A 4,881-nucleotide genomic window follows, 5' to 3' on the forward strand; every position below is an offset into this window, starting at 1 on the left:
GCATAGCCTGGTGGTATTGCCGAGCGGGCAGGAAATGACCTTGTTTGCCGAAAGCGATTGCCACGTGGTGGTGTTCGGCGGCGCGCCGCTGGATGGGCCACGGCGGATCAATTGGAATTTTGTCGCGAGCGATCCGGCGGTGATTGAACAGGCCAGGCAGCGCTGGGCGGCCGGGGATTGGCCGACGGTGCCGGGTGAGTCAGAAAGAATCGAGTTGCCTGTCAGATAGCTATCGCAGGCAAGCCAGCTCCCACCTGTCGACTGTTTTCACAGTTCAACGTGTGGGAGCTGGCTTGCCTGCGATGAGGCCGGAACAGGCGCTAAAGCTTTAGCCCTTGAACACTTCATCCAGCAAGTTATGCATCGACTGGAACGCACGCTTGGCCGTCTTCGCGTCGTACATCATCTTGCCCGGCACATTGGCGTGCGGGTCAGTAAAGGAATGCACCGCGCCGCCGTAGCTCAGCAGTTGCCAATCCACACCGGCGGCGTTCATTTCTTGCTCAAACGCCGGCAGTTGCTCTTTCGGCACCAACGGATCGGACGCGCCGTGCAGCACCAGCACCGAACCCTTGACGTGCTTGGCACCTGCCGGGTTTTGTGTGTCGATCGTGCCGTGGAACGACACAGCAGCCTTCAACGGCGCACCGGTACGTGCCAGCTCCAGCGAGCAGAAACCACCAAAGCAGAAACCGAAGGTCGCCAGCTTCGAGGTATCAACGGCCGCTTCGGTCTGGCTTTGCAGTTGCTCAAAGGCCGCCTGCATGCGCTTGAGCAGCGCCGGGTTATCGTTCTTCAACGGCATCATCGCAGCGCCGGCTTCATCGCCATTCGTCGGGCGCACGGTTTGCCCGTACAGGTCGGCGATCAGTACCACGTAGCCTTTGCTGGCCACGCTCTTGGCGATTTCCTCGGCACCCGCACTCACCCCCATCCAGTTCGGCGCCATCAGCAGGCCCGGCAGCGGGCCCTTGTGGCTGGCATCGAACGCCAGGCGGCTTTCATAAGACTGGCCATCAATCTGATAGACCACGGAACGTACAGTGACTTGGCTCATCATTTACTCCAGTTGAGGTGCGTTAGAACGAAAAAACCCGCCGAAGCGGGTTTTTCTACAACGGTGTTAAACCGACAGTTCAACCAACAGCTTGTTCAGCCGGCGCACATACGCGGCCGGATCTTTAAGGCTGTCACCGGCAGCCAGGGCTGCCTGGTCGAAGAGGATGTGCGTCAGGTCGCCAAAACGCTCTTCGCTCTGCTCGCCATCAAGTTTCTCGATCAGCGGGTGAGCCGGGTTGAATTCGAAGATCGGCTTGGAATCCGGCACTTTCTGCCCGCTGGCTTCGAGGATCTGACGCATCTGCATGCCCAGGTCCTGCTCACCGATGGCCAGAATCGCCGGAGAGTCGGTCAGACGGTGGGAAACCCGCACTTCGCTGACGGCATCGCCCAAGGCAGTCTTGATCCGCTCAACCAGGCCTTCTTTGGCCTTGGCGACTTCTTCGGCTTCCTTCTTCTCTTCTTCGGAGTCCAGGTTACCCAGGTCCAGGTCACCACGGGCCACGTCGACGAAGGTCTTGCCGTCGAACTCGCTGAGGTAGCTCATCAGCCACTCGTCGATACGGTCGGTCAACAGCAGCACTTCGATGCCTTTCTTGCGGAAGACTTCCAGGTGCGGGCTGTTCTTGACCTGGGCGTAGGTTTCGCCGGTCAGGTAGTAGATCTTGTCCTGACCTTCCTTGGCGCGTGCCAGGTACTCGGCCAACGACACGATCTGCTCGCCGTCGTCACCCTGAGTCGAGGCAAAACGCAGCAGGCCGGCGATTTTTTCCTTGTTGGCGAAATCTTCTGCCGGGCCTTCTTTCATGACCTGGCCGAAGTTTTTCCAGAAGCCCTTGTATTGCTCAGGCTCGTTCTTCGCCAGTTTTTCCAGCATGTCGAGCACGCGCTTCGTTAGCGCCGACTTCATGGAGTCGATGATCGGGTCTTTCTGCAGGATTTCCCGCGACACGTTCAGCGACAGGTCGTTGGAGTCGACCACACCTTTGATGAAGCGCAGGTACAGCGGCAGGAACGATTCCGCCTGGTCCATCACGAACACGCGCTGCACGTACAGTTTCAGGCCTTTTGGCGCCTCACGCTGGTACAGATCGAATGGGGCACGGGCCGGTACATAAAGCAGCGAGCTGTATTCCAGCTTGCCTTCGACCTTGTTGTGGCTCCAGCTCAGCGGGTTCTCGTAGTCGTGAGCGATGTGCTTATAGAACTCCTGATACTCCTCGTCTTTGACTTCGGTACGAGGGCGGGTCCACAAGGCGCTGGCACGGTTGACCACTTCCCATTCCTGGGCAGGTTTCTCTTCGCCCTCGACAGCCGCTTGTTCTTTCGGCAGTTCGATCGGCAAAGCGATGTGGTCGGAGTATTTCTTGATGATATTGCGCAGTCGGTAGCCGTCGGCGAATTCATCTTCAGCGGCTTTGAGGTGCAGCACGATACGCGTGCCACGGTCAGCCTTGTCGATAGTGGCGATTTCGAACTCGCCCTCACCTTTGGAGGCCCAGTGCACGCCTTCGCTGGCGTCAAGGCCAGCACGGCGGCTGAATACTTCAACCTTGTCGGCAACGATGAAGGCCGAGTAGAAGCCCACGCCGAACTGACCGATCAGGTGCGAATCTTTCTTCTGGTCGCCCGACAGATTCTTCATGAAGTCTGCGGTGCCGGACTTGGCGATGGTACCCAGATGGGTAATCGCGTCTTCACGGCTCATGCCGATGCCGTTGTCTTCGAGGGTGACGGTCTTGGCGTCCTTGTCAAAGCTCACACGGATTTTCAGTTCGGCGCCACCTTCCAGCAACTCAGGCTTGGAGAGGGCTTCGAAACGTAATTTGTCGACAGCGTCAGAGGCGTTCGAGATCAATTCGCGAAGGAAGATTTCCTTGTTGGAATACAGCGAATGGATCATGAGGTGCAGCAGTTGCTTCACCTCGGTCTGGAAGCCCAGGGTTTCCTTTTGAGTTTCCACACTCATGGTCATCAAACTCCAATTGGATGGCAGTGGCCGCGCCCGAAAGGGTTGGCGGCGGGTTGTCATCAAAGTTGGGGGCTAAGACCAGGATTTCAAGGGCGCACCAATTCCTCAATTTTGAAATGTGCGCGAGCGGTGGCAATCGGCTCAGCGGCGGTGCTTTGCCAGGCGGTGATCGCCACATTCGCCACCCGGCGGCCTTGGCGCCACACCTGGCATTTGGCGTAAGTGTCGCGAAACTGCCCGGCACGCAAGTAATCCAGGGAAAAATCGATGATTTTCGGCAAACCTGGCGCACCGGTAAATACCAGCAAATGTAACGCTGCCGACAGCTCCATAAAACCTGCGATCACACCGCCGTGCAGCGCTGGCAATATCGGGTTACCAATATTGTCCTTGTTGGCCGGCAGGCGAAACAGCAGCTCATCCCCCAACCTTGAGCATTCGATGCCGATCAGCTTGGCGTAGGGCACCAGGTTGAGCAACGCCTCATAGTCGCCGCGCTCATGGGCCTGTTCGAGGCGGGTCTTGAATCGATGCGTCATGCCTGGTCTCCCTTGATCGAATTGCCGAGTCCTTGCGTGCCTTTGAGGCGCTTGCCCATGCGCATGAAGGTGCCCACCACATGGGCGATGGGTTGCTGAGGATCATCCTGGTAGGCAAAGCCACGGGTAAAGATCACGTCGGTGGTCACCCGGTAGCATTGTGCAAAGCCATACACCGGCTTGTGCGGCTCGGCGGGATGCATGTAGTCGACGCGCAAATCCAGGGTCGGGCACACCTCGAACTCCGGCAGTACGCACAGCGTGGCCATGCCGCAGGCGGTGTCCATCAGTGAGGTCAGCGCGCCGCCGTGAATCACGCCGGTCTGAGGGTCACCGACGATATGCGGGCCGTAAGGCAGGGCCAGCGTCATGCCCTCCTCGCTGGCGGCATGCACGATAATGCCCAGCACCTGGCAATGGCGCAAGGCCAAAACAAAGCGTGTGGCACGCTCTAACAAGGGATTTTCGGTCATGTGTGCAGACTCTTATTAGTGTGGGTTTGCGCAGTAGCCGGGACAGGACTAAAAGTTCCTTGGCAGCGGTGTTTTATATATCTTTGAAACAAAAGGAACTAATGCTGGCCGTCCAAGCTCGAAAGGCCAGTAGATATCTTCAATAAGGAGAAACACCCCATGCGCAAGACTTTAGCTATTTCCATGATGTTGGCCGCTGCCCTCGGTCTCGCTGCCTGCGATAAGAAATCCGAAGACAAAGCCCAAGATGCCGCCGCGCATTCTGAGCAAGCTCAGAAGGACATGGCGAAAGCACAGGATAAAGTGAACGACGCTGCGAAAGAAAACGCCGATGCTGCCAAAGCTCAGGCTGAATCGAACGAAGCCGCCGCGAAAGAAGCTGCACCTGCTGCACCTGCAGAACCTGCCAAGAACTAATAGCCTGGCATTTGCTGCAAAAAGAAAGCCCGCTTACATAGCGGGCTTTACTTTGCCTGCGATTTATAGAATTTGATTAACCCTGGGTGCCACTCATCAAGACACGGTTTCTTTAGCCGGCTCGGCTACCGGCATATCGGTCGGCGTATAAACCATCACCTGCAGTACGTCGGAATGAAACTCGCGGCGATACAGCACCAGTACCACCCCGCTGCTCATCAACATGAACAACCAGGGGCTGACAAACCAGGCCAGCATGGTCATGCCGAAGTAATACGAGCGCAGGCCAAAGTTGAACTGGTTGGCCGCCATCGAAATCACCCGCGCCGCCCGCAGGGCAAATGCCTTGCGCTCCTGCTCCGACACCTGCCGCTCTCCGATCATCGGCGCCGAGCCCACCAGCACGGCGGCAAAGTTGTAT

At 57.6% G+C, this 4,881-nt stretch carries 7 protein-coding genes; 2 read left to right on the top strand and 5 right to left on the bottom strand.

Translation table 11 applies throughout. The annotated features are described in order from the left end of the window. Window positions 1-229, top strand: a 229-nt coding sequence (locus tag FEM54_RS24745; RefSeq protein WP_276614775.1) for a pirin-like C-terminal cupin domain-containing protein, incomplete at its 5' end; no start/stop codon positions are given. A gap of 99 nt (window positions 230-328) precedes the next feature. Here FEM54_RS24745 and FEM54_RS24750 read toward each other — a convergent pair. The 4 genes from FEM54_RS24750 to FEM54_RS24765 all read right to left on the bottom strand — a co-directional run bounded on the left by FEM54_RS24750 (window position 329) and on the right by FEM54_RS24765 (window position 4,043). Beyond that, the gene (locus tag FEM54_RS24750) at window positions 329-1,057 is read right to left on the bottom strand and encodes a dienelactone hydrolase family protein (RefSeq protein ID WP_017134474.1); all 729 of its coding nucleotides are present in this window, start codon (window positions 1,055-1,057) and stop codon (window positions 329-331) included. A gap of 66 nt (window positions 1,058-1,123) precedes the next feature. Beyond that, window positions 1,124-3,028, bottom strand: coding sequence for a molecular chaperone HtpG (gene htpG / locus FEM54_RS24755; protein WP_138453458.1), 1,905 nt, complete (start codon window positions 3,026-3,028; stop codon window positions 1,124-1,126). Between the two features lie 89 nt (window positions 3,029-3,117). Continuing rightward, on the bottom strand, window positions 3,118-3,570 hold the full coding sequence (locus FEM54_RS24760; RefSeq protein WP_017134476.1) for a PaaI family thioesterase: 453 nt from the start codon (window positions 3,568-3,570) through the stop codon (window positions 3,118-3,120). Continuing rightward, on the bottom strand, window positions 3,567-4,043 hold the full coding sequence (locus FEM54_RS24765; protein WP_017134477.1) for a PaaI family thioesterase: 477 nt from the start codon (window positions 4,041-4,043) through the stop codon (window positions 3,567-3,569). Before FEM54_RS24765 ends, FEM54_RS24760 begins: the two co-directional genes overlap by 4 nt. A gap of 159 nt (window positions 4,044-4,202) precedes the next feature. Between FEM54_RS24765 and FEM54_RS24770 the strand changes: the two genes are divergently transcribed. Continuing rightward, window positions 4,203-4,460 (top strand): hypothetical protein, encoded by a 258-nt coding sequence (locus tag FEM54_RS24770; protein ID WP_017134478.1) that lies wholly within the window; start codon window positions 4,203-4,205, stop codon window positions 4,458-4,460. Window positions 4,461-4,556: 96 nt separating this feature from the next. Here FEM54_RS24770 and FEM54_RS24775 read toward each other — a convergent pair. Continuing rightward, window positions 4,557-4,881, bottom strand: a 325-nt coding sequence (locus tag FEM54_RS24775) for a DUF599 family protein (RefSeq protein WP_138453459.1), incomplete at its 5' end; no start/stop codon positions are given.

Origin of the sequence: Pseudomonas edaphica, from assembly GCF_005863185.1 — a bacterium.
GTDB classification, from domain to species: Bacteria; Pseudomonadota; Gammaproteobacteria; order Pseudomonadales; family Pseudomonadaceae; genus Aquipseudomonas; species Aquipseudomonas edaphica.

What these genes read in the sequence shown, in the direction of transcription:
- FEM54_RS24750 (WP_017134474.1), bottom strand. Translation starts at nt 1,057, where the DNA reads ATGAGCCAAGTCACTGTACGTTCCGTGGTCTATCAGATTGATGGCCAG.
- FEM54_RS24760 (WP_017134476.1), bottom strand. Translation starts at nt 3,570, where the DNA reads ATGACGCATCGATTCAAGACCCGCCTCGAACAGGCCCATGAGCGCGGC.
- FEM54_RS24770 (WP_017134478.1), top strand. Translation starts at nt 4,203, where the DNA reads ATGCGCAAGACTTTAGCTATTTCCATGATGTTGGCCGCTGCCCTCGGT.
- FEM54_RS24765 (WP_017134477.1), bottom strand. Translation starts at nt 4,043, where the DNA reads ATGACCGAAAATCCCTTGTTAGAGCGTGCCACACGCTTTGTTTTGGCC.
- htpG (WP_138453458.1), bottom strand. Translation starts at nt 3,028, where the DNA reads ATGAGTGTGGAAACTCAAAAGGAAACCCTGGGCTTCCAGACCGAGGTG.